The sequence below is a fragment of the Micromonospora sp. NPDC048040 genome, from assembly GCF_055587185.1.
Map to the genome: position 1 here is coordinate 1 of NZ_JBVJGT010000123.1, position 4824 is coordinate 4824.

Here is a 4824-nt window from a genome sequence, read left to right on the forward strand (position 1 = left end):
CGATCAGTAAACACATGCGTCATCTCGTCCCAAGCAGGCAAACTTGCCGAACTCCGATACGACACACGCCAACCACCGCCCTTCGCCACCTCCACGGCCGGCGGCTCACCCGCCGCCCACCCCGACGGCAACACACCCTTCCCACCACCCGAGAACGAACCACCCCCCACACGACCCCACTCAAACGCCGCCGCACCACCAGGCAACCCACCCTGGGTGCGCCGACGTTTCGGGGCCCGCCCAGTTCCCGTCTCAGCTCGCTTTTTGCGCTCCTGCCGCGCCTGGATCCGGGCTTTAATAGCCTCGAACTCGTCGATGCTCTTGTCCAGACCCACGAGCACGAGCCGGAAGGCGTATTCGGGTTCGGGCACCGGCGAATCCGCTCTTGGGACCAACGGCGCCTTGACCACGGCGAAAATGTCGATGGCGACATCCAATCCGACCGGCCGCGGCAATTGCCCTACCTTCAGGGTAATCGGCGTATCCTTATCGAGATTCACCTTCCCGCCACCCAACACGTCGACTGAATTGCCCAGTCTAAGACGCAGAGGGTTAGGCATTCGGCCATCCGCCGACATTATGTCCTCGATAGATATTGCGTCGTAAAGATGCCACCGATCCTCTCGCTCCCACAGCACGTTTCCGGTCTGCAGCAACCGACCGATATCGGGCACGGTGGGGGCGGGCTTGACCAGTTCCAGGTACAGGGTTTGCTTGATAGGGTTCTCTTCGAGTATCACGACCGCGATGGGTCGACCAAAGATGTCATACCCGAGTTCGAGACGAACCTCCCTTATGTCCGCAGGAAAGACAAACCTTCTTCCGTCGGCCACCTCGGCCTGTGGGATACGGCCCTGACGGGCGGTGGCACGGGCCTGACCTGCCCCGCCCCCCCCGCCGAGGGTTATGCCCAATTCTCTCCGGGGTTGCAACAGAGGCGTCGTGATGTAATAGGAAGCGCTGAACTCCCATGGGGGGTAGAGTTCCCAAGACTCACGCACCTTTTGCTTCAGATTGGCCAGCTCGCGGTCAGTGAACTCGCGGTTGATCGGTTGGTAGATGACGCTTCCAGCGCCGTTGTCCGCGGTGTACGGGATTTCGATAAACCCGACGCCCTTTTCGCCGACCTTCCCGAAACTGATATTGACCACATCACCCAGGCCGAAGAGTTTACCGACATGTCCGAGAACTATGTCCTTGCCGCTCAGTCTGATGCGCAGCCCTGGGGCCGGACGGGTTAGCTCCCTTATGTCCCTGTCATGCCGCACGGGGGTGGTGGGGACGCGGATGGTGAATGGGTCTTCGAGGTTCCCTGGGAGCTGGTCTTTCCAGCCGCTGCCTTGGTTGTTGAGGCCGCGGAGGTATTGGAGGTGTTCGGCGAGTTCCTGGACCTGGTTGCGGGGGGAGATGGGGGGTTGACGGATGGCCGCGAGGTTGCGGTGGAATGAGTCTCGCCGGATGCGCGAGTAGGTGCTGTCGGGATTCTTCTCCGCCTTGGCGATTGCCGCTCGCAGCAGACCACGTGTCTCCTCAAACACCCCAGCCTGTTGGCGCTGCTCGCCAGGGTCGGGCCGGAAGAAGCCCGCGGCGATGCGGTCATCGTGTGAGTCACGAGGTTGGGCGAGGACGTAGGCGCCCTTCAACCGAAGGACCTGTTGCGGTGTGACACCGGGAACCAACGGCGGGCCGATGTCGTACGGGGCCCCGAACGGATGGTGGACCTGCATCGGCTGGTCCAACTCCTTGGCCAGCACATGGAGAGGCACAAGCGCGACGTCGTGATCCAAGGTTTGGTTGTTTCCGATCGTGCTGAACCAGATCCGTTCCAGGGCTTTCCGCCGCTGCTCGGACACGTCCCCCGGATACGGAAGAATCTCTCCAAACGTCGACTCTTCACCCCGGGCAAGGTCGTCGGCCAGTTGACGGACCACCCATGCGCGCAGTCCATCCACGCTGGTGACGCCCCACTGCGCCAACAGCTGCGGGTAGGTGTTCAACACCGACCTGTAGAAGGCAAGGTGCGCCCCCCCGCTGAACAGCGCGGAATCGATGTTGAAGACCGTGTCCGCCCACTGCTCGAATTCTGTCGCCTGGTCACGGGTTACCCCGGCCGACAACTGGGTGATCGCCGCGTCCACGCTCCGCTGCAAGTCCGGCGCGACACCACCGGACCCACCGGCCGTCATCGCCCCGCTCGGCCCCGGGTCCGCCCCGCCCACCCATGACACCCCTGCCAGCGGGCCCGACGCGACCGGTGCGGAGCCCTCCAGCGACAACCCCGAACCAAGCGCCGACGTCGACAGATACGCCCCCGCCCCCGAATTCGACCCCTCCCTTGCGTCAAGAATCCCCGGGTCAAAACCGGACAGGTCGTAATCTCCCGCAGGACCGGACAGCAGTCCACCCGAGGCCACGTCGACCAAGCCGGCGGAGGTGACGCCTCCCTGCAGGTCCGAGGGCCCGACCGGCACGGAGCCCTCCAGCGGCAACGCCGGGTCAACGGCCGGGCCGGACCATTCCATCGCCGTTGGCGGGTCGGACAGCGCATCGGGGGCTGGCTCCGAGGGCTGGGGGTCTGGTGCGGGCTGCAGATCCCGCCGCCTCAGCGCCAACTCCTCTCGATGCTTGAGCGTTTCGGCGAGAGCATCGAATTTCTCTTTGCCTTGCACAGTTGTTTCGATGAGCCGGTAGACGTATTCGGGTTCGGGCGCCGGCGAATCCGGTCTTGGGACCAACGGCGCCCCGACCACGGCGAAAAGGTTTTCGGAGAGAACCCTTGCGCCGGCATCCGGTCCGGACGTCTCCATCCATCCTACCCGCAGTTTGACCTCCGTGCCCCGAGAGAGATCCACCTCCTTCCCATCGAACGTCTTGGTCAAACCATTGATTCTTATGTCCAGGCCGGGCAACACTTTGTGCGACCACATTTCGGAAATGGCAGATATTTCATTGAAAAGGAACCAACGACGGTCATCTCGTTCCCACAGCGCATAACTGCGCATTCCCTTGATGTCGTCCGCGGTGGGGGCAGGGTCCATTTCCAGGTACAGAGTCCGTCCGGTCATGTTCTTGTCGGCCGGGATAATCACGACGCCGAAGGGTTGATCATCCATGCCATACCCGAGCCGGAGAATGACCTCCTTCAGGTCGGTCGGAAAGGTAAACGGACTTCCGTCGACCATCTTGTTACTCGGGATAGTGAATTGACCATGTCCGAAGCGACGGGACAGCCTCCTTTTTTTGTCCACACGGAGCTCCATGTGGTAAAAGTCCTCGGAGAACCATCGGTCTTCGAGTTCCCACTCCCGGCCGGGCACCTTTTTCCTCAGGGCGCGCAGCTCGTCGTCAGTGAACTCGCGGGGGACCTTTCGGTAGATAGCACGTTCGGTTCTGCCGTCCACGGTGTACCGGATTTTGACGATACCGACGCCTACTCCGTTGAGCTTCCCGAAACTGATATCGACCACATCGCCCGCGATGGACACGTCGTCTACAACGGCGAGACGTTCCGGGTTGCCGCCCAGCCTGGCCACCAAACCTGGGCGGTAGTCACCGCCGACGGAAGCGGTGAAGCTGATGGTGAATGGGTCCTCGAGTTGCCATGAGTTCTGGTCTTTCCAGCCGCCGTCTACGTTGCGGCTGCGGAGGTAGAGCCTACGGAGGTATCGGAGGTTTTCTGCGAGTTCCTGGACCTGGCTGCGGGGGGAGATGGGGTGTTGACGGATGAGCGCAAGCTTGCGGTGGAATGTGTCTTGCTGGATGAGCCCGTAGATGTCGGTCGGATTCAGATTCGATTCCGCCTCGTCGATTTCCTCCCGCAGCTGACGGAGTGCCTCCTCAAAGGTGGCCTGTTGGGCCTGGTCGGTCACCGATGGCCGCGAGAAGCCCTCAGCGATGCGGGCGGCGATGCGGTCATCGTGTGGGTCACGAGGTTGGACGAAGATGTAGGCGCCGTTCAACCAGACGACTGGTTGCCGGGTGACACCGGCAACCGGCGGCGGGCCGATGTCGTACGGGGCACCGAATGGATGGTGGACCCGCATCGGCGTGCCCAACTCCCCGGCGAAGATATGGGGAATCACATGCGAGATGTCGTGACCGTCGGCGTGGGCGTGCCCGACCTTGCCGAGCCAGAGCCGGTGCAGGGCCTTTCGGCGCTGCGGGGACACGCTCTCCGGATACGGCAGAAGCTCTCTGAACTTCGACTCATCACCCCTGGCGAGGTCGACGGCCAGTCGGTGGGTCGCCCACGCGCGCGCTCCACGCAGGTCGGTAACGCCCTCCTGCGCCAGCAGTTCCGGGTAGGCGTTCAACACCGACTTGTAGAAGGCGAGGTGCGGCGACCTTCCCTGGCCGAACAGCGCAGGATCGATGTCGAACACCTCGTCCGCCCACTGCCGGAATGCCGCCTCGTCAGCGGCCGCAACGGCTGACAACTGTTCGATCAGTTCCGATTGCCAGCCCGGCGGCAACCACCCCAAGCCGGGCTCCGGTGTCCTCATATCGAAAAAGTCTGCCTCCCCCGGCGGGTTATCCCACAGGGCAGAAATATCCGGGCCAACGCCAAACGGGTCAGTTTCCGCTGGATTGGACGGCTGCCCGTCTGCGTCAGAGCCGGCCGGGCCCCATTCCATCGCCGCCGGCCGACCAGGCAACGAACCGGGCGACAGGTCCAAAGACTCAGACTCCGACTCAGACTCCGAGCCGGACGACTCTGACCCGGACGACTCAACCGGCCGCGCCAACGTGGGAGCCACGAACGACTCTTTCACCGCCAGAAACTCGCTGATCTCCCAGTCCGTGAACCCAGGCTCGTGGAGACGA

1 protein-coding gene is annotated in these 4824 nt (G+C 63.0%); it reads right to left on the bottom strand.

The features are described from left to right. The coding region (locus ACZ6O2_RS36355; RefSeq protein ID WP_466026194.1) for a hypothetical protein at positions 1-4502 on the bottom strand (4502 nt) is incomplete at its 3' end. Positions 4503-4824: the final 322 nt, after the last annotated feature.